At 71.3% G+C, this 23538-nt stretch carries 17 protein-coding genes and 1 pseudogene; 6 read left to right on the top strand and 12 right to left on the bottom strand.

From position 1 onward, the window contains the following. Positions 1 to 185 precede the first annotated feature (185 nt). The 3 genes and pseudogenes from AB0383_RS06640 to AB0383_RS06650 all read right to left on the bottom strand — a co-directional run. Positions 186 to 1346 (bottom strand): SWIM zinc finger family protein, encoded by a 1161-nt coding sequence (locus AB0383_RS06640; RefSeq protein WP_366185660.1) that lies wholly within the window; start codon positions 1344 to 1346, stop codon positions 186 to 188. After that, entirely contained in the window at positions 1346 to 4087 is a 2742-nt protein-coding gene (locus AB0383_RS06645) for a DEAD/DEAH box helicase (RefSeq protein WP_364174629.1), read from the bottom strand. The genes AB0383_RS06640 and AB0383_RS06645 overlap by 1 nt, the downstream gene beginning before the upstream one ends. A 674-nt stretch (positions 4088 to 4761) precedes the next feature. Beyond that, a pseudogene (locus tag AB0383_RS06650) lies at positions 4762 to 6481 on the bottom strand (acyl-CoA dehydrogenase family protein); the annotation flags it as partial. A 145-nt stretch (positions 6482 to 6626) separates the two neighbouring features. Here AB0383_RS06650 and kstR point away from each other — a divergent pair. Beyond that, complete coding sequence (kstR, locus tag AB0383_RS06655) at positions 6627 to 7256, top strand: cholesterol catabolism transcriptional regulator KstR (RefSeq protein WP_364174635.1); 630 nt, start codon at positions 6627 to 6629, stop codon at positions 7254 to 7256. A gap of 36 nt (positions 7257 to 7292) precedes the next feature. Here the strand turns inward: kstR and AB0383_RS06660 are convergent, their stop codons facing one another. Genes AB0383_RS06660 through AB0383_RS06675 form a run of 4 tightly spaced genes read right to left on the bottom strand, consistent with a single transcriptional unit; the run spans position 7293 to position 10814 of the window. Beyond that, positions 7293 to 8282 carry a TIGR03557 family F420-dependent LLM class oxidoreductase gene (locus AB0383_RS06660; RefSeq protein ID WP_364174638.1) on the bottom strand — a complete coding sequence of 330 codons (990 nt, stop codon included), beginning with the start codon at positions 8280 to 8282 and terminating at the stop codon, positions 7293 to 7295. A gap of 15 nt (positions 8283 to 8297) precedes the next feature. Continuing rightward, positions 8298 to 9128 carry an LLM class F420-dependent oxidoreductase gene (locus AB0383_RS06665; RefSeq protein ID WP_364174641.1) on the bottom strand — a complete coding sequence of 277 codons (831 nt, stop codon included), beginning with the start codon at positions 9126 to 9128 and terminating at the stop codon, positions 8298 to 8300. Beyond that, a complete protein-coding gene (locus tag AB0383_RS06670; protein ID WP_364174644.1) occupies positions 9125 to 9964 on the bottom strand; it encodes an LLM class F420-dependent oxidoreductase in 840 nt (279 codons plus the stop codon). The genes AB0383_RS06665 and AB0383_RS06670 overlap by 4 nt, the downstream gene beginning before the upstream one ends. 19 nt (positions 9965 to 9983) lie before the next feature. After that, entirely contained in the window at positions 9984 to 10814 is an 831-nt protein-coding gene (locus AB0383_RS06675; RefSeq protein ID WP_364174647.1) for an LLM class F420-dependent oxidoreductase, read from the bottom strand. A 106-nt stretch (positions 10815 to 10920) separates the two neighbouring features. On the opposite strand from AB0383_RS06675, the gene AB0383_RS06680 reads away from it, so the two are divergent. Next, entirely contained in the window at positions 10921 to 11625 is a 705-nt protein-coding gene (locus AB0383_RS06680; RefSeq protein ID WP_364174649.1) for a class I SAM-dependent methyltransferase, read from the top strand. 25 nt (positions 11626 to 11650) lie between these two features. Here AB0383_RS06680 and icmF read toward each other — a convergent pair whose 3' ends face one another. Beyond that, positions 11651 to 14887 carry a fused isobutyryl-CoA mutase/GTPase IcmF gene (gene icmF, locus AB0383_RS06685; RefSeq protein WP_366185665.1) on the bottom strand — a complete coding sequence of 1079 codons (3237 nt, stop codon included), beginning with the start codon at positions 14885 to 14887 and terminating at the stop codon, positions 11651 to 11653. Between the two features lie 144 nt (positions 14888 to 15031). Here icmF and AB0383_RS06690 point away from each other — a divergent pair, with 144 nt between their 5' ends. From AB0383_RS06690 to AB0383_RS06705, 4 genes are all read left to right on the top strand, one after another. Continuing rightward, the gene (locus AB0383_RS06690) at positions 15032 to 15376 is read left to right on the top strand and encodes a metalloregulator ArsR/SmtB family transcription factor (RefSeq protein ID WP_366185667.1); all 345 of its coding nucleotides are present in this window, start codon (positions 15032 to 15034) and stop codon (positions 15374 to 15376) included. Then, positions 15373 to 15816 (top strand): SRPBCC domain-containing protein, encoded by a 444-nt coding sequence (locus tag AB0383_RS06695; protein WP_364174658.1) that lies wholly within the window; start codon positions 15373 to 15375, stop codon positions 15814 to 15816. The genes AB0383_RS06690 and AB0383_RS06695 overlap by 4 nt, the downstream gene beginning before the upstream one ends. Then, positions 15813 to 16463, top strand: coding sequence for a DUF899 domain-containing protein (locus tag AB0383_RS06700; RefSeq protein ID WP_220238209.1), 651 nt, complete (start codon positions 15813 to 15815; stop codon positions 16461 to 16463). The genes AB0383_RS06695 and AB0383_RS06700 overlap by 4 nt, the downstream gene beginning before the upstream one ends. Positions 16464 to 16629: 166 nt before the next feature. After that, the gene (locus AB0383_RS06705) at positions 16630 to 17202 is read left to right on the top strand and encodes a dihydrofolate reductase family protein (protein ID WP_364174662.1); all 573 of its coding nucleotides are present in this window, start codon (positions 16630 to 16632) and stop codon (positions 17200 to 17202) included. 29 nt (positions 17203 to 17231) lie between these two features. Here the strand turns inward: AB0383_RS06705 and AB0383_RS06710 are convergent, their stop codons facing one another. From AB0383_RS06710 to AB0383_RS06725, 4 genes are read right to left on the bottom strand one after another with little or no spacing between them, the layout of a single operon-like run. Further along, complete coding sequence (locus AB0383_RS06710; RefSeq protein WP_364174665.1) at positions 17232 to 17843, bottom strand: ATP/GTP-binding protein; 612 nt, start codon at positions 17841 to 17843, stop codon at positions 17232 to 17234. Further along, positions 17824 to 18594 carry a DUF742 domain-containing protein gene (locus AB0383_RS06715; protein ID WP_364174668.1) on the bottom strand — a complete coding sequence of 257 codons (771 nt, stop codon included), beginning with the start codon at positions 18592 to 18594 and terminating at the stop codon, positions 17824 to 17826. The genes AB0383_RS06710 and AB0383_RS06715 overlap by 20 nt, the downstream gene beginning before the upstream one ends. Before the next feature lie 7 nt (positions 18595 to 18601). Continuing rightward, on the bottom strand, positions 18602 to 19054 hold the full coding sequence (locus AB0383_RS06720; protein WP_220238205.1) for a roadblock/LC7 domain-containing protein: 453 nt from the start codon (positions 19052 to 19054) through the stop codon (positions 18602 to 18604). Then, the gene (locus AB0383_RS06725; protein ID WP_366185671.1) at positions 19051 to 23118 is read right to left on the bottom strand and encodes a nitrate- and nitrite sensing domain-containing protein; all 4068 of its coding nucleotides are present in this window, start codon (positions 23116 to 23118) and stop codon (positions 19051 to 19053) included. Before AB0383_RS06725 ends, AB0383_RS06720 begins: the two co-directional genes overlap by 4 nt. Between the last annotated feature and the right edge of the window lie 420 nt (positions 23119 to 23538).

Genomic DNA, 23538 nt, shown 5'->3' on the forward strand with positions numbered 1-23538 from the left:
GCTGGCGGACAGTGGGCCGTCGAGCTGCCAGGTGCGACGGAGTTGCAACGGGCGTTGCCTCGCGCGGCTGCCGCAGGTCGCCGCGTCGGAGAGCGGCCCCGGGCCAGCGCGTTGTAGCGGCCTGGAGGTAGCCGGCGCGGTCCCCGTCGACCCGCAGCACAGCCGAAACTGCGACGCACAGCCGATCACCCCGGCGGGTAGGCGACGTCGAGGGCGCTCGTGGACGGTGGACCGTCGAGCTGCCAGACCGAGCCGGTGCGGAGGAAGCGGTACCAGCGGTGGTCGCGGCCGTAGCGGAGTTGCAGGGGGCCTTGGGTCACGCGGTTGCGCCAGGTCGTGATGGGGTCGGGGAGGCCGGTGTCCGAGAGGCAGGCGCGGGCGTCCGCGAGCGGGCCCGGGCCCGGGGACCACGTTTCGCGCAGGGCGGCGAGGCCGCCGCGGCCGGCTTCGCGCCAGGCGCCCGCCCGGGTGGTGAGTTCGGGCAGCGCGACACCAGCGGCCAGGGCCAGGGCGGGGAGTTCCTCGGGCGGGCGGGCGGCGGCGCGGCGGGCCAGGTCTTCCTCGAACGTCAGCTCGGCCGCGGTGCCACCCGAAACGAGCAGGTCGCGGGCGAGGGAGGCGGCGTCGGCGGCGAGGGTGCCGAGGGCGGCCGACGTCCAGCCCGTGCTCGGTGGTGGGTCGAGATCGAGGACGGCGGGCGGGCCGGCGACGTCGGGCACCGGCGGCAACCGGGGAACTGCCGTGACGCGGCGGGCGTACGCGCGCTTCGGGGTGAGGCCGGGGTCGTGGACCTTCTTGCGTTGCGGGCGGTCCGGGGCGCGCAGCGTGCGCAGCCGGGCGAGGACCTCGTCGCGGGGGCGGCCGCGGAGTGTGAAGAGCACGAACGGGTTGTCGTCGACCTCGTCGGCCACGACGTAGTACACGGCGGCGACGTGTTTGCACGGGTTCGCCGAGTCGGGGCACGAGCAGCGCGGCCGAAGGTCACCCGGGCCCGGGAGCAGGTCGGTGCCCGCCTCACGGGCTTGCGCGGCCAGCTCCTCGGGCAGCTCGCCGTCGAGCAACGCGGCGGTGTGGCCGAGGCGGCGGCCGACGACGTCGAGCAGCGTGTCCCACTGCCGCGGCGAGAACTCGCGCATCCGGATCGTCACGCGGTACGGCTCGGGCCGGCTCCCGCGCACGCGCGCGGTGACCTCGCCGGCGCCGACGTGCAGCTCGCTCACGGTGTCCTTGCGCGCGTAGGTGCGCCCGCGCGGCAGGCGGTTCGGGTCGACGCTCGCCCGCTGCTCCAGCGCCTCCACCCAGGCGCGGCCCCACCAGGTGTTGCCGAACGTCCTTCGGGGCGGCATCACCCACCTCCGAGCCGCACGAGGTCGGCGAGCTGGTCGTCGGACAGCTCCGTGATCCAGTCCTCCCCCGCGCCGACCACGGCCTCGGCCAGCCCGCGCTTCGCCTCGAGCACCGTGGCGATGCGCTCCTCCAGCGTGCCCTCGGCGATCAGCCGGTGGACCTGCACCGGCCGGTCCTGCCCGATCCGGTACGCGCGGTCGGTCGCCTGGTCCTCCACGGCCGGGTTCCACCAGCGGTCGTAGTGGATCACGTGCGTCGCGCGCGTCAGGTTGAGCCCGACGCCACCCGCCTTGAGCGACAACAGGAACACCGGCACCTCGCCGGACTGGAACGACGCCACCAGCTCGTCGCGCCGCTTCGGCCCGACCTCGCCCGACAGCAGCACGACGGGCAGCCCGCGGTCGGCGAGCCGGCGTTCGAGCAGGCGGCACAGCTGCACGTACTGGCTGAACACGAGCACGCTGTCGCCCTCGTCGAGGATCACGTCGAGCAGCTCCTCGAACGCGGCGAGCTTGCCGGAGCGGCCGGTGAGGACTCCCCCGCTCTCCTTGAGGAACTGCGCGGGGTGGTTGCAGATCTGCTTGAGCTCGGTGAGCAGCTTGAGCACCTGCCCGCGCCGCTGCACGCCCTGCGACGCGCGGATCTCGGCCAGGTTCTCGCGCACGACGGCTTCGTACAGCGTGGTCTGCTCGGCCGTGAGCGGCACGAACCGGTCGGTCTCGGTCTTGCGTGGCAGCTCCGGCGCGATGTCGGGGTCGGTTTTCTTGCGCCGCAACAGAAAGGGGCGCACCGTCGTGGCCAGCCGCTGCGTGGCGGTCTGGTCGCGGTCGCGCTCGATGGGCCGCGCAACGGTGCGGCGGAAGCGGTCGAGCGGGCCGAGCAGACCCGGTGTCGTCCAGTCCATCAAGGACCACAGCTCGGTGAGCCGGTTCTCCACGGGCGTGCCGGTGAGCGCCACGCGCGCGGCGGCCGGGACCTTCCGCAGCTCTTTCGCCGTGGCGGACAACGGGTTCTTCACGTGCTGGGCCTCGTCCGCGGCGACCAGGCCCCAGTCCACTTCGGACAGTGTCGCGCGATCGCGGCGGACCACGCCGTAGGTGGCGAGCACGACCTCGTCGGGCAGCAGGTCGTCGAGGTGGCGGCCGCCGCCGTGGAAGCGGCGCACGCGCACGTCCGGCGCGAACCTGGCGAACTCGCGTTCCCAGTTGCCGAGCAGCGACGTCGGGCAAACGACCAGCGTGGGCCCGGCTTTCAGCGCGCGGCGGTGCAGGTGCAGCGCGATGAGCTGGATGGTCTTGCCCAGGCCCATGTCGTCGGCGAGGCACGCGCCGAGGCCGAGGCCGGTCATCGTGGCGAGCCAGCCGACACCCGCGAGCTGGTACGGGCGCAGCGTCGCCTCGAGCCCGTCGGGCGGGGCGACGGGCGCGGGGTCGCGTTCCTTGAGCCGGTCGACCAGCCCGGCGAGCGCGGGCTGCGCGGCGAACTCGACGGTTTCGCCGTCCAGCTCCAGCTCGCCCGTGAGCGCCGCCGCGAGGGCTTCGGCGCCGGTGAGCTTGCGGTTGCGCTTGGCGCGCATCCGGGCGAGCAGGCGCGAGTCGAGCTTCACCCATTGGCCGCGCAGGCGGACGAGCGGCCGCTTGGCCTCGGCCAGCGTGGCGACCTCCTCGTCGGTCAGCTCGGCGCCGCCGAGGGACAGGCGCCAGCGGAACTCCAGCAGGCCGTTGAGGGGGAACGCGGGACCTGCCTCGCTGGCCGGCGCCTGCGTCGCGCTCGCCTTGGCGCGGACTTCGCCGGCGAAAAGATCCTTGGGCCACAACACTTCGATGCCGGCGCTGCCCAGCTCGCGGCCGCCTGAGCCGAGCAGGTCCACGACGTCGTCATCGGACAGGGCCAGTTCCGTCGGCGCGGCTTCGGCGAGCACGCGGCCGAGCGGCGGCCACGCTCGCGCGCCGCGGCGCAGACCAAGCAGCAGCTGCGTTTCCACTTGGTCGCCGAGGCGGTGCAGCACGGCGTCGGGCGCGTCCCAGAGCGTCGCGGCTTCGACGACCAGGCTCGGCTCCAGCGCGGACCGCACGGCCAGCACGCCCGCGAACTGCTCGTCTTCGCGTGCTTCGAGCCGCAGGATCAGCTGCGCACCGTGGGGCCCGCGGGCGTCCAGCTCCGTGAGCCACGCCGCCCCGTCCGGCCCGATCAACGTCGGCTCGGCCTCCGCGAACGCCGGCCCACCCGCCCCGACGGACGCGGCGGGGCTGCGCACGAGCACGTCGGCCGCCGCGTCCCACAACGCCCGGACCAGCGACTCCGGCGAATGCAGCCGGATCCGCTTCACTCCGGACAACGGCAACGCGTGCGCCTCCGGCGGCAACGCCGACGCAAGCCCCCGCACCAGCTCCTCGTCGGCGGCGTCGAGCGGCCCCACCCGCCACGACCCCACCCCACCGGCCGTGAGCGCCGGCCGCAACCGCCCGCGCGCCACGAGGTTGACCCCGGCGTTCACCACCGCCGACCACGCGGCGATCGCCGGGCTCACGTCGTCGGGCACCACCAGCAGCCGCGGGATCGCGCGCGCCAGCGGCACGAGGCGGGCGTCCACCTTGGTGCGTGCGAACTTCTTGGCATTGGGCAGCACGAGCTCGATCGCGGTGTCCCCCGCGACCTCGTCGCCCCACAACGCCAGCACACCCTCCCGCGGCGGGTCCGAGGGAAGGTAGGTGGCCTGGGTCAGTGCGCCGAACTCCACGCTCAGCACCGTAGGGCAGGGGTACGACAAACGGGTCAGCGCGGGAGGTCAAACGGCCGGTCGGGCAGGCCGGATCACAGCCGCGGCACGGTGGCGCTGGAGTGCGAGGCGAAGCAGGCGACTCCGCGACGAACCACCCGCCGCCGCCTCAGCGCGGGCCGGCGAACGGGTCAGCGCGGGAGGCCCAGCACCCGCTCGGCCACTGCCGAGAGCAGGACCTGCGTCGTGCCGCCGGCGATGGAGAGGCAGCGGGTGAGGAGGAACTCGTGGGTCGGCGGGGTGCCGGGGAGCAGGTCCGGGGCGGTCGAGGGCGAATTCCGCGACGGACTGGCGGTGGCGGACGCCCAGGAGCTTCGCGACCGAGGACTCCGCGCCGGGGCCCTGGTGGTCGAGGCGGCGGAGGGTGGCGCGCAGGTCCAGGACGGAGCAGGCGCTGCCGGAGCCGATGAGGGCGCAGAGCCGTTCGCGGGTGGACGAGTCGAGCGTGGAGCCAAGCCGCCCAGATCGCCCTGCTCTCCCAGACCGCCCAGGCTGACCGAGCCGACTGGGTCACCCCGGTCGCCGTGGTCTCCCAGACCGGCCAGGCCGCCCGGGTCGACCACACCGCCCGGGTCACCCACCTCTCCGCGGCCAACCTCGTCGCCCGGACCGAGCCGGCCGACCAGGCCACCCACCAGAGCCTCCACACCCTCGCCCGCCGCGGAGCCCTTGCCGAGGGCCACGCGTTCGCCGGCGAGGGTGGTGCGGGCCAGGCGCCAGCCGTCGCCCGGGGATGCGACGACGTCGGCGTCCGGGACGAAGACGTCGTCGAGGAAGACCTCGTTGAAGACGCTCGCCCCGGTGATCTCGCGCAGCGGGCGCGTGGTGATGCCGGGTGAGCGCATGTCGACGAGGAAGTACGTGATGCCCTTGTGTTTGGGCGCCTCGGGGTCGGTGCGGGCCAGGCAGATGGCCCAGTCGGCCTCGTGCGCGAGCGAGGTCCACACCTTCTGCCCGCTGAGGCACCAGCCGCCGTCGACGCGGCGGGCGGCGGTGCGCAGCGACGCCAGGTCGGAGCCCGCGCCGGGTTCGCTGAACAGCTGGCACCACGTCAGCTCGCCGCGCAGCGTGGGGCCGGTGAACCGCGCGCGCTGCTCGTCGGTGCCGTGTTCGAGGATCGTCGGGACGGCCCACGCGCCGATCACGAGGTCCGGCCGGCGCACGCCGGCCTCCGCAAGGGCCGCGTCGATGCGCAGCTGTTCGGCGGCTCCGGCGGCCCCGGCCGAAAGGCGCAGGCCAGTGCGGCGCCAGCAGTCCCGCGTCGGCCAGCGCGACACGACGGCCGTCTTCCGGCAGGGCGGCGATCTCCCCCACGCGCCGGGTGAGCTCCGGTGAGTCGTCCACGGCCACGTCGAGCGTGCGCCGCTGCCCCGCCAGCGCGAGGTCGGCCGCGCGCTGCCGCCACCGCCCCGAGCCGCCGAGCCAGTGCCGCAAGGCAAGAGCGCGGCGCAAGTACAGGTGCGCGGGGTGCTCCCACGTGAAGCCGATGCCGCCCAGCACCTGGACGCAGTCCTTGGCGTTGTCCACGGCCGCGTCGAGCGCCACCGCCGCCGCGCTCGCCGGGGCAACCGCGTGCTGCGGGCCGAAAGCCGCCGTTGCGGCGTCCCACGCCAGTGCCTCCGCCGCCTCGGCGCGGCACAGCATCTCGGCGCACAGGTGCTTCACCGCCTGGAACGCCCCGATCACCTGCCCGAACTGCTCCCGCACCCGCGCGTACTCGACCGCGGTCGTCAGGCACCACCGCGCGACCCCCGCCGCCTCCGCCACGGCCAAAGTCGCCGCGAAGTCCTCCGCGTCCGGCAGCTCCAGGACGTCCGCGACGGGCACCCGGTCGAAGTGCACCCGCGCGAGCGGACGCGAGAAGTCGAAGGGCGCCAACGGTTCCACGCACACCCCCGCGGCACCCGGCGGCAGCAGCACGTGACCGCTCGACACCGGCACCAGTAGCCACGCGCCGGCATCCGCACCCGGCACCGCTCCCGACGAACCCTGCAGAAACCCGTCGACACTCGGTGTTTCGAGCAGCACGGCCGCCCGCGCGCCACCGTCCGCGATCGCCTCCGCCACGTCCCCGCCGCCGAGCAGCAGCCCGGCCAACGCCGTGCTCAGCAACGGCCGCGGGGCCAGCTCCGAAGCCGCCGCGGCCAGCCCCGCAGTCAGATCCGCGACAGAGCCGCCTGCGCCACCCACCGACGGCGGCAACGCGACCCCGAACCCCAGGTCGGCAAACCGCGCGGGCAGCTGGGCACCGGCCCCCTCGGCCGCGCGCACGGCCGCGACCGGATCGTGGGCCCGGGCCCAGTCATGGATCGCGGCGGCCAGCGCCGCCTGTTCGCCGGTGAACGCGACCGCCATCGGGGCCTCCTCGCGGTACGGGACTACTCGCGGGTGTAGAACGTGTTACAGTTTTTCGGCCAGCGGGTCGGTAGTTGAACGTTTCGCCAGGGAAGGTACGCTGAACGCAGAACTGGAACGAGTTCCGCAAGACAGGAGAAGGCCGATGCCGGGCAAGGCGAAGGCTCCGGCGGCGAAGGCGCGCACCGGACTGGGCACGATCGGCGACGAGTTCGGCTCCGCGGCGCAGCGCGACCGCCGCCGCCGCATCATCGACGCCACGCTCGCGCTGGCCTCCAAGGGCGGCTACGACGCCGTGCAGATGCGGGCCGTCGCCGAGAAGGCCGACGTCGCATTGGGCACGCTCTACCGCTACTTCCCGTCGAAGATCCACCTGCTCGTGTCCGGCCTCGCGCGGCAGTTCGAGCGGGCGCAGGAGAAGCTGGAGCGCGCCGCGATCCCGGGCGAGACCCCCGCGGAGCGGCTGATGTTCGTGCTGGGCCGCAACACGCGGCTCATGCAGCGCGACCCGCACCTGACCGAGGCGATGGTGCGCGCGTTCATGTTCGCCGACACCTCCGCCGCGGCCGAGGTCGAGCTCGTCGGCCGGCTCATGGAGGACATGTTCGCGCAGGCCATGGGCATCGCCGAGCCCACGGAGTCCGATCGCGACATCTTCCACGTCGTCGCCGACGTGTGGATGGCCAACCTCGTGGCGTGGGTGACGCGCCGGGCGTCAGCCGCCGACGTCGCCCACCGCCTCGAGCTGTCGGTCCACCTGCTGCTGGACAAGTAGGGCCCGCCGGGCGCGGGCCCTACTCGGCCGAAGCAGTCAGGCAGTGAGCTTCGGCAGGACTTCCTTGCCGAAGACGTCGAGGAACTGGTCTTGGTTGCGGCCGACGTTGTGGATGTAGATGCGGTTGAAGCCGGCGTCGACGTACTTCTGCAGCGCCGCCCGGTGCACGTCGGGGTCGGAGGAGACGACCATGCGGCCCTCGAAGTCCTCGCGGCGCACGAGCTTGGCCATCTGCGCGAAGTCGAAGGGCGAACGCACGTCGGCCTTGGGGAACTTCATGCCACCGTTGGGCCACTGGTCCATGGCGTTGGTCCACGCGGTTTCGTCGTCCTCGGCCCAGGACAGGTGCACCTGCAGCAGCTTGGGCATGTCGTCGCCGTTCTTGCCGGCCTTCTTCGCGCCCGCGTTGAAGTTCTCCAGGATCCCCGCGAGCTTCTCGATCGAGGCGCCCGGGGTGATCAGCCCGTCGGCCAGCTCCCCGGTCTTGCGTGAGGTGTACGGGCCTGCGGAGGCGATGTACACCGGCGGCGGCGTGTCCGGCAGCGTCCACAGGCGCGTGGTGTGCAGCTTGAAGAACTCGCCGTTGTGCTTGACGTCCTTGCCCGTGAACAGCTTCCGGATCACCTCCAGCGCCTCGAACATCCGCCGCACCCGCTCCGGCGCCTCGGGCCAGTAACCGCCGATGATGTGCTCGTTGAGCGCCTCACCCGACCCGATCCCCAGCCACGTGCGGCCCGGATACGTCGCCTCCAGCGTCGCGGCGGCCTGCGCCACCATCGCCGGGTGCAACCGGAACGACGGGCACGTCACCCCGGGACCCAGGTCACCGGTGGTGTTCTCCGCCAGCGACGCCAGCATGCTCCACACGAACGAAGACTCACCCTGCTGCGGAACCCACGGCTGGAAGTGATCCGCCGCCATCTGCCCCGAAAAGCCCCGCTCCTCGCCCGCCTTCGCCAACCGAATCGACTCCCGCGGCGAAAACTGCTCCAACGCGGCCGCAAGACCGATCTGCACACCACTCACGCGAATTCCGCTCCTTCACCGGTACTTTTCGACGACCTCGACGAGGGCGTCGAGCTTGCTCAGGGTCTCCGCTTCGGGCCGCGTACCGAGCAGGAACGTGATGCGCTCCACCCCGGCTTCGGCGTAGGCCTCCAGCAGAGCCTCGTTCTTGCTCCCCACCGCGAACATCGACACCGGCGTACCGGGGGCGAACTCGTCGCGCAGGGCCATGAGTTTCCCGACCCGCTCGGGCACGACCACGGAGTTCGGCATCCACACGCCGCCGTGCCGGGCCGCCCGCCGCGCCGCGTGCCGGCTGTTGCCACCGACGTAGATCGGCGGGTGCGGCTTCTGCGCTGGCTTCGGGTACGCCACGGCGCGGTCGAAATGCGTGAATTGGCCGTGGAAGGTCGCTTCCTCGGCGGTCCACAGCTGCTTCATCGCGTCCAGCCGCTCGTCGAGCAGCCGGCCGCGCGCGTCCGGATCGGTGCCGTGGTCGCGCATCTCCTCGAGGTTCCAGCCCGCGCCCACGCCGAACACCACGCGCCCGCCCGAGAAGTGGTCGAGCGAGGCGACCTCCTTGGCCGTCTGGATCGGATCGCGCTGCGCCAGCAGGGCGACGCCGGTGCCCAGCAGCAGCGTCGAGGTCACCGAAGCGGCGGCCGTGAGCGCAACGAACGGGTCGTACATCCGGTAGTACATCCGCGGGAGCTCCCCGCCCGCCGGGTACGGCGACTGCCGGTCGGCGGGGATGTGCGAGTGCTCCCCGACGAACAGCGAGTCGAACCCGCGTTCCTCGACCCCGCGCGCGAGCGCGTCGGGCCGGATGCCCTCGTCGGTCACAAAACTGAAGATCCCGAACTTCACGAGGCCATCCCGTGGTCCGCCGCGAGCCGCGCGAAGCCGTCGAGCGCGGCCAGCGTCTCGGCTTCCGGCAGCGTGGGCAGCATGAAGGTGTAGCGCTCCACCTCGGCCGCGGCGTACCGCTTCACGGTGTCCGCGTCGGCCGCACCGCCGAAAACCGTCACCGGCACGTCCGTCCGCCCCAGCTCCGCCAGCTCCCCGCGCACGCGGCGGATGGCTTCGCTCGTCGTCGAGGAGATCGGCATCCAGGCGTCGCCGTGGCGAGCCAGCCGGCGCACCGCGGCACGGCTGTCACCGCCGATGTAGATCGGCGGGTGCGGCTTCGACACCGGCTTGGGCCACGCGAAGATCGGATCGAAGTTCACGTGCTTGCCGTGGTAGGACGCCTCGTCCTGCGTCCAGATCGCCTTCAACGCCTCGAGCTGCTCGTCCATCAGCGCGCCCCGGGTGGCCGGGTCCGTACCGTGGTTGGCCATCTCCTCCCGGTTCCAGCCCACACCGACGCCCAGCGCCACGCGCCCGCGCGACACGAGGTCCAGCGAAGCGATCTCCTTGGCCGTGTGGATCACGTCGCGCTGCACCAGAAGCGCAACGCCGGTGCCCAGCACCAGGTTCGACGTGTTCACCGCCGCGGCGGTGAGCGCCACGAACGGGTCCAGCGTGCGGTAGTACACCCGCGGCAGGTCACCGCCGCCCGGGTACGGGGTCTCGCGGCTCACGGGGATGTGCGAGTGCTCGGCGAGGAACAGCGAGTCGAAGCCCCGCTCCTCCAGCGCCTCACCCAGCACATCGGGGCGGATGCCTTCATCGGTCACGAATGTGGAGATCCCGAACTTCATTGGATCATCGAACCACGGTTCACCGGTGGCTCGCCGCGAGCCGGGCGAGGTCGTCGAGCGCGGCCAGCGTCTGGGCTTCCGGCAGCGTCGGCAGCATGAACGTGTAGCGCTCCACGCCGGCTTCGGCGAAGCGCTTCACCGCGTCGGCGTCGGGCCCGCCCCCGAAAACGGTGAACGGCACGTCGGTACGGCCCTGCTCGGCGAGCCATTCGCGCACGCGCTTGATCTCGTCGGACGGCGTCTGCTGGCGCGGCAGCCACGCGTCGCCGAGGCGGGCCAGCCGGCGCAGTGCGGCCGGGCTCTCGCCACCGATGTAGATCGGCGGGTGCGGCTTCTGCACGGGCTTGGGCCACGCGAAAATCGGGTCGAAGTCCACGAACTTGCCGTGGTAGGCGGCCTCGTCCTGCGTCCAGACGGCCTTGAGCGCCTCGAGCTGCTCGTCGATCAGCGCGCCACGAGTGGTCGGGTCCGTGCCGTGGTTGGCCATCTCCTCGCGGTTCCAGCCCACGCCGACGCCGAACGCCACCCGGCCACGCGACACCAGGTCGAGTGAGGCGACCTCCTTGGCCGTGTGGATCACGTCGCGCTGGATCAGCAGCGCGATGCCCGTGCCCAGCACGAGGTTCGACGTGTTCACGGCCGCCGCGGTCAGCGCGATGAACGGGTCCAGCGTGCGCTTGTACTTCCCGGGCAGGTCACCGCCACCGGGGTAAGGGCTCTCCCGGCTCACGGGGATGTGCGAGTGCTCGGCGAGGAACAGCGAGTCGAAACCCCGCTCTTCCAGCGCCTCACCCAGCACGTCGGGGCGGATGCCTTCATCGGTCACGAACGTGGAGATCCCGAAGTCCATGCCTCGTTCTACCCGCTGCGGCGACGCGCTATTCCCACGGCGGTTGACACCTCACCGGATCGGTCGGCACGATAAAAATCAGCACTTGTTGAAAAGGAGGTCCGCCATGAGCGCCGAGAACACCGACTTCGAGCAGGTGTACCAGGGCCAGAGCCCGCTGGGCGGCACCGTGCCGTGGGACATCAAGGCCCCGCAGCCGGCGCTGGTCGCTCTCGAGGGGGCCGGCGGGTTCCGCGGTGAGGTGCTCGACGTCGGCTGCGGGCTCGGCGAAAACGCCGTGTTCCTCGCCTCGCGCGGACACCACGTGACTGGCGTCGACGGCGCCCCGACAGCCCTTCGCGAAGCACAGGCACGGGCCGCGGCGAAAGGGCTGGAGATCAGCTTCGAGGTCGCCGACGCCACCCGGTTGGAGGGCTTCGAGGGCCGATTCGACACCGTCCTCGACAGCGCGCTCTACCACTGCCTGACCGAAGAGCAGCGGCGCAGTTACATCGCCGCGCTCGTCCGGGTCACGCGCCCCGGAGCGCGGCTGCACCTGCTCTGCTTTTCCGAAGCGGTGCCCGAGAGCTTCCCCGGGCCGTTCCGGATCGGCGAACGGAACCTGCGGGAGACCGTCGGCCGCGGCTGGCGGATCACCAGCTTGGACCCGGCGCTCTACACCACTTCCCTCACGCTGGAAGAGCTGCGCGACGCAGCTCGCACGATCCAGCCGGGCGAGGACGGCGACCTCACCGCATTGGACGAGCTGGAGCAGGACGAGCAGGGCCGGATCCGCGCGCCGGCCTGGCAGCTGGCCGCCGAACGCGCGTGATCCGGCCCTTTCGTTCGAAGGCGCGTCAGACGTTGCGCCGGTACTGACCGCCGACCTCGAAGAACGCGTCGGTGATCTGGCCGAGCGAACAGACCCGCGCGGCATCCATCAGCACCCCGAACAGGTTGCCGCCGCGGGTCGCCGCCTCGCGCAGAGCCTTCAGCGCCTGCTGAGCGTCTTCGGCGTGGCGGTGCTGGAAATCGGCGAGCCGGTCGAGCTGGGACTTCTTCTCGTCCTCCGTGGCGCGGGCCAGCTCGACCTCCACGTCCTCCTCACCCGCGTGCGGGTTGCGGAAGGTGTTGACGCCGATGATCGGCAGCGTGCCGTCGTGCTTCTTGCGCTCGTAGAGGATCGACTCGTCCTGGATCTTGCCGCGCTGGTAACCCGTCTCCATCGCGCCGAGCACGCCGCCGCGCTCGGAGATCCGATCGAACTCGACCAGCACGGCTTCCTCGACCAGGTCGGTGAGCTCGTCGATGATGAACGAGCCCTGCAACGGGTTCTCGTTCTTCGACAGGCCCCACTCCTTGTTGATGATCATCTGAATCGCCATCGCGCGGCGCACCGACGACTCCGACGGCGTGGTGATGGCCTCGTCGAACGCGTTGGTGTGCAAGGAGTTCGCGTTGTCGTAGAGCGCGCACAGCGCCTGCAGCGTGGTGCGGATGTCGTTGAAGCTCATCTCCTGCGCGTGCAGCGAGCGGCCCGAGGTCTGCACGTGGTACTTGAGCTTCTGCGACCGCTCGTTGGCGCCGTAGCGCTCGCGCATGGCCACGGCCCAGATCCGCCGCGCCACCCGGCCGAGCACCGAGTACTCGGCGTCCATGCCGTTGGAGAAGAAGAACGACAAGTTGGGCGCGAAGTCGTTGATGTCCATCCCGCGCGCGAGGTAGGACTCGACGTAGGTGAACCCGTTGGACAGCGTGAAAGCCAGCTGCGAGATGGGGTTCGCCCCGGCTTCGGCGATGTGGTAGCCGGAAATCGAAACGGAGTAGAAGTTGCGCACCGCGTGCTGGATGAACCACTCCTGGATGTCCGCCATCATGCGCAGGCTGAACTCCGTGGAGAAGATGCAGGTGTTCTGTCCCTGGTCTTCCTTGAGGATGTCGGCCTGCACGGTGCCGCGCACGTTCTTCAGCGCCCACGCGCGCAGCTCGGCGGACTCCTCCGCGGACGGCTCGCGGCCGTGCTCGGCGCGGAAGGCATCGAGTTTCTGGTCGATCGCGGTGTTGAGGAAAAACGCGAGAATCGTCGGCGCCGGGCCGTTGATCGTCATCGACACCGAGGTGTTCGGCGCGGTGAGGTCGAAGCCGTCGTAGAGCACCTTCATGTCCTCGATCGTCGCGATCGAGACGCCTGAGGTGCCGACCTTGCCGTAGATGTCCGGGCGGGTGTCGGGGTCGTGGCCGTAGAGGGTCACGGAGTCGAACGCCGTGGACAGGCGCTTGGCCTCGGAGTCGGCCGAAAGCAGCTTGAACCGGCGGTTGGTGCGGAATGCGTCGCCCTCGCCGGCGAACATGCGCGCCGGGTCCTCGCCGTCGCGCTTGAACGGGAACACGCCTGCCGTGTAGGGAAAGTACCCGGGCAGGTGTTCACGGCGCAGGAACGAGAGCAGCTCACCGGACTCGGTGTAGCGCGGCAGGGCGACGCGCGGGATCCGGTTGCCCGACAACGTGTCGCGCCACAGCTGCGTGCGCAGTTCCTTGTCACGGACCTTCACCACGAGCTCGTCCTCGCGGTACTCCTCCGACAACACCTGGAACCGCTCCAGCAGCTGGGTGGTCTCGCCGTCCACATCGGACTCGGCGGCGGCGAGCAGCCCGTCCAGCGCGTCGGTGGACGCGTCCACTTCAGACAGTGCGACCTTCGCGGCGGCCAGGTGCTCGCGCTTGCGCACGACGGCGACCTGCTTCTCGGTCTGCTCGTGGTAGCCGCGCACGGCCTCGGAGATCTCCGAGAGGTAGCGCGCCCGGTTGCCCGGGATGACCGTGCTCGCGTCGGTGGACACCTTGCCCTCGACGGCGGGCAGCACGCCGGCCGACACCGACAGCCCGCGCTCGGCGAGCTGGTCGCGCAGGTTCTGGTACAGCGCGGTCACGCCGTCGTCGTTGAACTTCGCGGCGCTCGTGCCGAACACCGGCATGTCCTCGGGAGCCTTGTCGAAGGCCTCGCGGTTGCGCACCAGCTGGCGCGCGACGTCGCGGCGGGCGTCCTCGGCGCCGCGGCGCTCGAACTTGTTGATGGCCACGACGTCGGCGAAGTCGAGCATGTCGATCTTCTCCAGCTGCGACGCGGCGCCGAACTCGGGCGTCATCACGTACAGCGACTCGTCCACGTAGTCGACGATGCCCGCGTCGCCCTGGCCGATGCCCGGCGTCTCCACGATCACGAGGTCGTAGCCCGCGGCCTTGCACGCGAGGACCGACTCGCGCAGCCCGGCCGGAATCTCGCCGCTTGCGGTGCGGGTGGCGATGGAGCGGAAATACACCGGTGAGCCGCCGAGGCAGTTCATCCGGATGCGGTCGCCGAGCAGCGCGCCGCCGCCCTTGCGCCGCGACGGGTCCACGGCGAGCACCGCGATCCGCAGCTTGTCCTCCTGGTCGAGGCGGAAGCGGCGGATGAGCTCGTCGGTCAGCGACGACTTGCCGGAACCGCCGGTGCCGGTGATGCCGAGCACGGGCACGTGGCGCTTCTCGGCGGCCTCCGTGATCGCGGCGAGCCAGTCTTCGGGCAGTTTTTCACGCTGCAGCTGGGTGATCACCCGCGCGAGCGCCGGCACGTCGCCGGAGAGCAGCTTGTCGACAGACACCGGCGGCTGAGCCGAGAGGTCCACGTCGCAGGCCTTGATCATCGAGTTGATCATGCCCGGAAGGCCCATCTCGTAGCCGTCCTCGGGCGAGAAGATCCGCGCCACGCCACGCGAGTGCAGCAGGTCGATCTCTTCGCGGACGATCACGCCGCCCCCGCCGCCGAACACCTTGATGTGCCCCGCGCCGCGTTCGCGCAGCAGCTCGACCAGGTAGGAGAAGTACTCGACGTGGCCGCCCTGGTAGGCGGAGATGGCGATACCCTGCACGTCTTCGGTGACGGCGGCGGTGGCCACCTCGTCGACCGAGCGGTTGTGCCCGAGGTGCACGACCTCGGCACCCTGCGACTGCAGGATCCGCCGCATGATGTTGATCGAGGCGTCGTGACCGTCGAACAGGCTCGACGCGGTGACGAACCGGACCGGGTTCTCGGGGCGGTAGAGGTCGCTGCTCATCCTTCCAAAATACTTGGACTTCCTACTATTGGAAACCCGAGCGGCGGTGACGCAGGTCTCAAGCCGGTTCCTCGCGCGGTTGACAGGAGCCAGCTGGAAGCTATATTCAACCTACAAGTTAATCAACCAAGCGATTGAGTACCGATGGCCACTGATCAGCTCAGCACCACCTTCGCCGCGCTGGCGGACCCCACCCGGCGGGCCATCCTCGCCCGCCTCGCCCGGGGCGAGGCGACGGTGAACGAGCTGGCCGAGCCGTTCGAGGTGAGCCTGCAGGCGGTGTCGAAACACCTGAAGGTGCTGGAAGCGGCCGGGCTCATCACCCGCGGCCGGATGCGCCAGTGGCGCCCGTGCCGGCTCGAGACGAAGCCGCTCGTGGTCGTGGCCGACTGGGTGAACGAGTACCGGCAGTTCTGGGAGGCGGGGTTCGACCGCTTGGACGAGCACCTGCGGCTCCTGCAGGAGCCCCGGAAGGAGACCGAGTCATGACACAACGGGACCTGACCATCACGCGCGTGTTCGACGCCCCACGGGAGCTGGTGTTCCGCGCGTGGACCGAGCCGGAACGCCTCGCGAGCTGGCTCGGCCCGGAGAAGTTCGCCGCCTCGGGAGTCACGATCGACCTGCGGCCCGGCGGCACGTGGCGCGCGCGGATCCACAGCGACGAGTACGACGTCGAGCGCTGGATGCAGGGCGCCTACCGCGAGATCAGCCCACCCGGGCGGCTCGTGTTCACGTTCTCGTGGGACCAGCCCGACGACGTGGTCGGCGAGACGGTCGTGACCATCACGTTCACCGAGGTCGGCGACAAGACCGAAATGACGTTCCACCAGGCGCCGTTCCCGACCGAGGAAGAGCGCGCCGGCCACCAGGACGGCTGGAGCTCCACCTTCGAAAAGCTCGCCCACCACCTCGAGGAGGCCCGATGACCACCGCACTCCCCCGCGTCGTGTCCGCCCAGGACTGGCAGGCCGAACGCGATGCCTTGCTGGTCAAGGAGAAGGAACTGATGAAGGCGGCCGACCACCTCACCGCCGAGCGGCGCCGGCTGCCGATGGTGCGCTTCGACAAGGCGTACGAGTTCACCTCGGCCGAGGGCCGGAAGAGCCTGCTGGACCTGTTCGACGGCCGGCGTCAGCTGATCGTCTACCACTTCATGCTGCACCCCGGCGACGAAGCGGGGTGCCCCGGCTGCTCGATGGTCGTGGACAACGTGCCGCACCTGGCGCACCTCAACGCCCGCGACGTCACGTTCGTCGTCACCGCGCCCGCGACGCTGCCCGAGATCGAGCGCTACAAGGCCCGCATGGGCTGGGACTTGCCATGGGTCTCGGCGAACGGCAGCGACTTCACCGAGGACTGCGGCGTCGGCCGGTTCTTCGGGATCAGCGTGTTCCTGCGCGACGGCGACGACGTCTACCGCACGTACTTCACCAGTGGCCGCGGCGCCGAGACGTTCCTGGCTTCGCACCGCTACCTCGACATCACGCCGTTCGGCCGGCAGGAGGCGTGGGAGGAGGAGTCCCGCGGCTCCGACGAGCCGGGCGGCTGGTGGCGAAGGCACGACGAATATTGAGGGCGCAGAGAGTTCACCGCGGAAGCGGGCCGATTCCTGGGGGATCGGCCCGTTTCCGCTGCCTCGGCAAGGTTCCTTCGCCACCGATGTCCGGTCGCGGCGACCGGCTCCGACCGTAGGCTGAACGGCGTCCGGCAGGGACGCCACTCGGTGAAGGAGCCTGGTCATGGGTGAGCTGGTGTACTACGTGCACGTCTCGGTCGACGGTTGCGTCGAGGGCCCGAACGGCGAGTTCGACTGGCCGCGGATGGGACCGGAGCTGTCGGCCCACTCGCACGAGCTCTCCGAGCGCGCCGCCGTGTTCGCCTACGGGCGGCGGGTGTGGGACATGATGGCGGGCTTCTGGCCGCGCGCGGAGTCCATCTCGGACGATCCGCACGACATCGCGTTCGCGCCGGTGTGGCGGAAGACCCCGAAGGTCGTCTTCTCGCGCACGCTCACCGAGCCCGGGTGGGACACCGAGGTGCTCAGCGGCGACCTGACCGAGGAGGTCACGGCACTGAAAGCGCGGCACGCCAAGGACATCCTGCTCATGGGCGGCGCCGACGTGCCCGCGCAGCTGAGCCGGCTCGGGCTGATCGACGAGTACGACGTGCTCGTGCACCCGGTGGTGCTGGGCGGAGACAAGCGGCCGTTCGCCGTCGATGCCGAGCGGCTAGGCCTGCGGCTCGTCGAGTCCCGCGTGATCGACGATGCCGTGGTGCTGCTGCGGTACCGCCGGGCCACCGAAGTGAGGTGACCCGGCCGCAGCAGCACTGAAGGACAGGGTCACCGGGTTTTGGCCGCCCGCAAGGCGATCCACTGCCGCATGGCGTACTCGACGAGCGTGATCAGCGTCTGCTTCGTCGACTCCCGGTCCCGCGCGTCACAGCGGACGATGGGGATGCTGGGGTCGATCGACAGCGCCTCGCGCACGTCGTTGATGTCGTGCTCCAGCACCCCGTCGAAGGTGTTGACGCCGACGATGTACGGCAGGCCGCGGTCCTCGAAGAAGTCGATCGGCGCGAACGAGTCCGCCAGGCGGCGGGTGTCGGCCAGCACGATCGCACCGATGGCGCCCCGCACCAGGTCGTCCCACATGAACCAGAAGCGCTGCTGGCCCGGGGTCCCGAACAGGTACAGGATCAGGTCGGCGTCGAGCGACACGCGGCCGAAGTCCATGGCGACCGTGGTGGTCGTCTTGTTCGGGGTCTGGTCGAGGTTGTCGATGCCGCGGCTCGCGTCGGTCATCATCGCCTCGGTGGTGAGCGGAACGATCTCCGACACCGAGCCCACAAAAGTCGTCTTGCCCGCTCCGAAGCCGCCCGCCACCACGATCTTCGCCGATGTCATGGTCGGGGGCGCGGTTTCCCGCGGTGCCTTAAAGCCGACGGAGTCCACTCAAAACCCTTTCCATCAACATCAAGTGTGCTTCGGCGCCGTCATTGCCCGAAATCGTCCGGTGCACGGTGACGAGGCCCGCGTCGGCCGCGTCACTGATCAGCACCCTGGCGACACCCAGTGGCACCCGCAGGATCGCCGCGATCTCGGCGACCGAGCGCGGGGTCCGGCACTCTTCCATGATCGAGATGCTCTCGATCTGTTCGGCCGCCGCCTCGGGGAAGCCCCCCGCGACGACGTGGTCATTGGTGGAGATCAGCGTCTCCAGCTCGAGCGCGTAGTTCGCCCGGGTCCGGCCGCCGGTGAGAGCGTACGGCCGCACGATCGACGTCTCCTCGGCCGGGTCCACCCGATCGGTTCGATCCGGCCGGGTGAACGCGGCGGGCATCACGAACTCGCCGCTGGGCGGTCCGGGGTCGAAGAGCCCGCCTGGTCTAGGCCCATCCGCATCGGTACTGCCCGGTGGAGAGACTAGAGAGGTCACTCGATCTCCTAACTCGGCCGGCGGCACTGGCGCCGCCGGCGGTTCCTCCGCCGCGTGCGCTCCCGCGGGCGGGGGTTCGGGGGACTGGGACTCCTTACCGGTCTTCTTCCGCTTCTTGCGCGAGCGGCCCGAATCGAGGCTGAAGCCGTTGAGGAGGTCGGCGAAGGTGCCGTCGTCCTCAACGCGGGCAGCACCGGGAGCCCCCGCGCGCGGGGGTTCCTCGCTGTCTCCGGGCTCTCCGCCGAATAATCCGGGCCCCGTGCTCATCGCGTAATCATCCCACCGGTTCACCGATCAGCGACCCACCCGCGCCCTGCAGCTGCGCACGGAGTTCCGGGGTCAGGATCTGCCCGACGCGGTCCACGAGCATCGTCATCTCGTAGGCCACCTGGCCGATGTCGCAGTTCGGCGCCGCGAGGATCGCGAGGCACGAACCGTCGCTGATGGACATCAGCACCATGATGCCGAGCTCCATCTCGACCACGGTCTCGTTCACCGCACCCGCCTCGAAGCAGCGGGCCGCACCCTGAGTGAGACTCACGAGCCCGGAGGCGACAGCGGCGAGCTGGTCGGCGCGATCGAGCGGCAGGCGGTTGGAGGCCGTGAGGAGGAGCCCGTCGGCCGACACCACCACGGCGTGCGCCACACCCGGGACCCGCTCGGCGAAGTCGTTCACCAGCCAGCCGAACTGGTTCTGCTGCGGCTGAGCCGTACTCGGCGAGGTCATTCACCCTCCAGTGTTTCGTGGTTGGTCTCAGTGGCCTGCCCAGTGCGGTGCCGGCCGCGCTGGATGCCCTGTTGGAAACTGCTCAGGCGGCCACGCACGTCGTGCGCGTCGCGAGTCGGACGAGGGTTCGCCGCTCCGGCGGGCGGCGGAGCGCTCCCGGGGAGCAGCTGCTCCCCGCGGCGGCGCCGGGGCAATCCTGCCGAAGTGAACGAAGAGGGCGTCGACTGGGACACCGATTGGACCGTCCGCCAGCCCTCGTCGGACCCGAAAGCCCACTCCGTGGCGGGTGTCCCGGCCGCGGCGGCCTCCAGGTTCGCGACCGCGGCGGGCACCTGGCCCGGGTCGACGGCCGGCGGTCCGGGCGGCAGGTTGCTGGCGGCCGGCCGCCGGGTGGGCAACGACTCGGGCGCCGCGGGGCGGCCGGGCACCTCGCCGTCGGGGCGACGCGTCGGGCGTGGGGTGGGCGACGGGCGGGTCGCCGTGCCGTTGCCGTTGCTGCCATTGCCGTTGGTCTCGGTCGGGGTCGGCCACCCGCCCTGCGGGTCGAACGCGGGCGGCACCGGCTGGTCCGCCGCGGGCTCGGGCTGAGCGGTGCGGGCCGCGCCGAACACACCCGCGACGCCGCGACGGTCCGGCCGGGTCTCGCCGTCCTGCTCGCGCTCGTCCGCGGGGGTTACCGGCTGGGCCGTACTGAAAGCGTTCGCGACGGCCGGGCGGTCCGCCGAAGTCTCAATGGACTGACCGGTCTGCTCGGGCCGCCCAGCCTGCTCGGCGGCTTCCGCCGCGGCCACCGCCGCGTCGAGGGCACCGACGAAACCGGGGTACTCGGCCGTGGTCTCGTTGTCTCCCACCGGGCCCTGCTGGTCCGGACCACCGATGCCGAACGCGTGCGCGACGCCCGGGCGGTCCACCGGGGTCTCACCGGTCTGCTCGGCGGCCGGACCGAAACCTGGGGCCGCGAACCCGGTGCCGGGCTCGCCCTCGAGGCGGTCGAGCGCCGCGGCGCCCAGACCCTGCTGTTCGGTGACCGGCTCGACGACCCCGTCGCGGACCTGCTGCCGGCCACGGTTCACCCCGCGCTGGAAGCTGGTGAGGCGACCGCGGACGTCGGCCGGGTCGCGCACCGGCAGGCCCGGTGCGGCCGACTCCGCGGCGGGCAGCTGGTCCGGCGTCGCACTGCCCGGCATGAGCTGCTCGCCCCGGCGGCGGCGCGGCAGGCCCGCCTTCGTGAACGCCGTGGGCTCGACCTGGGAGGCGGCCTGGACGGTGCGCCAGTTCTCGTCGCTCGCGAAGTCCCAGTTGCGCTCGTCCTGCTCCGGCGTGGTCACCGGGGCGACGCCGGGCTCCGGCTCCGCCACGTCGGCCGGCGGCTGCTCCCCCGGCTTCGGCTCGGTCTTCGCGCCGGCCGTGCCGTCGGTGTCCGCACCGGTTTCACCGGACTCGCCGGGCTTCGCGACCGGCTCGGCCGCGGGCTGGTCTGTACCGGTCTTGGCCGGCGTCTCGTCCGCGGGCGGCGCGGGCGAGCGGAACCAGACCGAGAGCATCTCGTCGAAGATCGGCGTGTTCTCGATCGTCGTCTCGGCGGCCGTGGGCGGCGGCACCTCCGGCACCTTCTGCGCCGCCTCGTTCCACCACTCGCTCAGGGTGGTTCCGTTGGCGGAGAACAGATCCTTGCCCGAGGGCAGCTCGCGGGCACGCTCGTCGGCGGGCTCCGGGCGCGCTTCGGGCTCCGGCTCCGGACGCGGCGGCGGCACGTCGACGATCTGCGGCAGCTGCGGCACCGGCGGCTTGGCCGGCGGCGCGTCGTCGCGCGGGATCGGGCTGAACAGCGCGGTCCCGGAGATCTCGAGATCCGACGGCGGGCGCACGCCCGGGTCGACGGTGTGGCCGTTGGCGAACCCGGCGAGGTCGCTCGCCGAGGGCCACAACTGCTGCTCGTCGGCCCCCTGGTTCGGCTGCTGAGGCACGAGCGTGCGGTCCACGGCCGGACGCGCCGAGCCGTTGACCGGACGCTGGCGGCGCGGCAGGCCGCCGGGGCTCGCGGGAGGTGCGGCGACGCTGCCGAACGGGCCGGCCTGCTGCGGCGGGTTCTCCAGCGCGGCACCGGTCATGACCAGCTCAGGCGGGACCAGCACGGTGGCCCGCACGCCGACGATGTCCTTGCCACCGTGCAGCGAGACGCCGATGCGGTGGCGCCCGGCGAGGCGGCCGACCACGAACAGGCCCATGCGGCGCGAGGTCGCGAGGTCGACCGAGCCGGCCTCGGTGAGGCGGCCGTTGGCCTCGACCACCTCGTACTCGTTCATGCCGATGCCCTTGTCGAGGATATCGACGTTGAGCGAGCCGTCGTCGGCCAGGCGCGTCGCCACGGTCACCTGCGTCTCCGGCGCGGAGAACGCGGTGGCGTTGTCGAGCAGCTCCGCGATGAGGCGCTGGACGTCGCTCGCGGCGAACCCGACGATCTTCACCGCCGGCGGCTGCTGCACCGAGACTCGTTGGTACTGCTCGATCTCCGACACGGCGGCGCGCAGCACGTCGTGCGCGGCCACGGGCTGACCCGAGCGGCGGCCCGGCTCGGCGCCGGAGAGGACCATCAGGTTCTCGTTGTTGCGCCGCATCCGGGTGGCGAGGTGGTCGAGCTGGAAGAGCGTGGCGAGCTGGTCGGCGTCCTCCTCGTCGCGCTCCAGCCGCTCGATCAGCTGCAGCTGGCGCTGCACGAGGCTCTGGCTGCGGCGCGAGAGGTTGACGAACACACTGCTGTAGCCCGCGCGCATCGCGGCCTGCTCGGTCGCGAGCCGCAGCGCCTGGCTGTGCACCTTCTCGAACGCGCGCGCGACCTCGCCGATCTCGTCGGACGCCCGCACGGGCACCGGCTCGACCTCGACGCTCTGCGCGCGGCCTTCCTGGATGTTGCGGACGGCGGCGGGCAGGTCCTTCTCGGCGACGTCGAGCGCGCTGCGGCGCAGGGTCCGCAGCGACCGCAGGATCTGGCGCGTGATGAGGAAGACGACGGCCGCGGCGGCGACCATCGCGGCGAACAGCAGCACCGCGAGCAGACCCGCGCTGCTGCTGGCGTCCTCGACCAGAGCGGCGGACGCGGCGGTGGCGTCGGCGCTCATGCGGTTGCCGACCTCGGAGAGCTGCCCGACCACCGCGTTGGACGCGTTGTTCCACTCCTGCGACTGGACCTGCGACAGCCCTTGGTCGCTCGTGGGGCCCTGCTCGCCGAGGACGATGCCGACCATGCGCTTGCGGTCGTAGGCGGTGTCGGGCTTGAGCGTGCTCTCGAGGTCCTGGCGCTGCGGCGCGGTGGAGGCCGCGTTGAAGTCGTCGATGCGGTCGTCGTACCGCAGTTCGGCGTCGCGGACATCGCTGAGCTGCTGCGGTTCCAGCGTGTGCTTCTCGATGCCATAGGACACCAGCGCCTGGCTGACCGAGACCTGTTCCTTGGCGGCCTCGAGGTCGTGCAGGGCGTTCGCCGTGCCGCCCAGCGCGTCGGCGCTGGCACCGGCGGCCACCGCGGTGTCGGCCCCGATGAGGGCACCGGTCACGGCGTTGTAGTCGCCCACCGCCTCGGCGGCGTCGAGCAGGCCGGCGCCGACCTGCTGGCGGATCACGGCGATCTCGTTGACCTGCGCGGTCGCCGAGTTCACGGCACCGGACACACTGGACTCGGATCCGCCGACGCGGTTCGCCGCCGTGATGAATGGTTCGACCGCGGCGTCGGTGGCCGCGCGGGCGGCTTTCAGCTCGGGCGTGACGCCGGCGGTGCCCGCGGTGAGCTGCGCCGCGGTGAGCGTGCGCTCCTTCTGCAGGCCGTCGGTGAGGTTGCGCAGCTGGGTGCTCAGGCCGACCAGCTTGTCGATCCGCTCGTAGTCATCCGAACGGCTGACCTGTCCCACGATCGCGGTAATGCCCAGCACCAGCGCGAGGACGATGGGGACCAGCGTCACCGCCGAGAGCTTGACCGGAATGCTCCAGTCCCGCCAGCGCAGCGCCGCTCGCCAGCCCGAGGACCGGCTCGGTCGCCGAGGCGGGCGGCCGAGCAGCTTCTCAACAGGCACCTGGCCATCTCCTGCAACGGTCACGAAAGTGACTCCCTGTCCCGCGTCGTGGCTGCTCGTGGGTGACTTCCGGTACTCCCGGAACGGTCCACGGCATTCCGCCGACCCGCGCGATCGACCCCGTGAGGACACGACCGTGCAGACCTGACACCGTGATCACCGGCGTGCTGCTTCCCGGGACTTTGCACGTGCACGGCGCAAGTTGCGTACTGCACGGCGGTGGTCGAGGTCAACTTGTCTGTGCCTATCGATCGCTGCGGTCAGCTGGGCCAAAGAATCGTACACCAATCCCGGCCGGGGATATTCTCTTCCGCTTCGCACGGCTGACCTGGGAAAAGTCGATTCGGCCCAGGCCTCGGGCGGGGATTGGACCCCGGGCGGGGCCGAAGAGGGAATTCCAGTTACCGGTTGCTCCGGGTC

The organism is Amycolatopsis sp. NPDC051373 (assembly GCF_040689465.1).
In the GTDB taxonomy this organism is placed as follows: domain Bacteria; phylum Actinomycetota; class Actinomycetes; order Mycobacteriales; family Pseudonocardiaceae; genus Amycolatopsis.